Here is a 1,059-nt window from a genome sequence, read left to right as displayed (position 1 = left end):
TAGGTTCTGCGCCTGATCCGTTCGCGCTTGAGCAGGTTGAAGAAGCTTTCGGCGACGGCGTTGTCATGGCAGTTGCCACGGCGGCTCATGGAGTGCTCCAGATTGTGGGCGCGCAGGAACGCAGCCCAGTCCATGCTGGTGAACTGACTGCCCTGATCCGAATGAATTAGCACTTTGTTCTTCGGTTTTCGCCGCCAGACGGCCATGAGCAAGGCTTGCAGGACGACGTCTGTCGTCTGACGGCTTTGCATCGACCAGCCGACCACGCGCCGGGAATACAGATCGATGACCACCGCAAGATAGGCGAACCCCTCTTGCGTCCGGATGTAGGTGATATCGGTAACCCAAACCTTGTCCGGGGCCTCGACGTCGAATTGTCGGTCGAGAGTATTGTTGACCACGACCGACGGCTTGCCGCCATAGCTGCCGGGGCGGCGCTTGTAGCCGATCTGCGCCCTGATCCCCGCGATCTGCGCCAGCCGGGAAACGCGGTTCGGACAGATGCTTTCGCCCTGTTCGACCAGATCATCATGCAGCTTGCGGTAGCCGTAGACCTTGCCGCTTTCGGCCCAAGCCTTCTGCAGCAGCTCGGTCTGGCGCCTGTCTTCTTGCGCCCGTGCGCTCAGCGGTGCCTGCAGCCACGCATAGAACCCGCTCGGCTGGATGCGCAGGCACCGGCACATCGCCCGAACCGAAAACTGACCCCGATGCTCGGCCACGAACGCGTATCTCACTTTGCATCCCTGGCGAAATACGCGGTGGCCTTTTTTAAAATGTCGCGCTCCTCCGACACCCGGACCAACTCGCGCTTTAGCCGACGGATCTCGGCATCCTTCTCCGTGTCACCCGACACCGCCTTCGCGAACTTGCGCTTCCAAGCATAGAGAGAATGTGTGCTGACGCCGAGCCGCTCCGAAACCTCCTTCGCAGGATAACCCCGTTCCGTGATCTGCGCGACAGCATCGCGCTTGAAGTCGTCAGTGAAATTGCCCGTGCCCATCATGGCCTCCTTGCCTCAAAGTTAGCGAAGAAGGCGTCCACGAAACATGGGGCTATTCA

1 pseudogene is annotated in these 1,059 nt (G+C 60.2%); it reads right to left on the bottom strand.

Annotated features, from left to right (window positions below):
* A pseudogene (locus PIJ50_RS16300) lies at nt 1-1,000 on the bottom strand (IS3 family transposase); the annotation flags it as partial.
* Nucleotides 1,001-1,059 lie beyond the last annotated feature (59 nt).

It is taken from the genome of Falsirhodobacter sp. 20TX0035 (assembly GCF_028307215.1).
Lineage (GTDB): Bacteria > Pseudomonadota > Alphaproteobacteria > Rhodobacterales > Rhodobacteraceae > Falsirhodobacter.
This window is presented reverse-complemented; position numbering and strand designations above follow the sequence as displayed.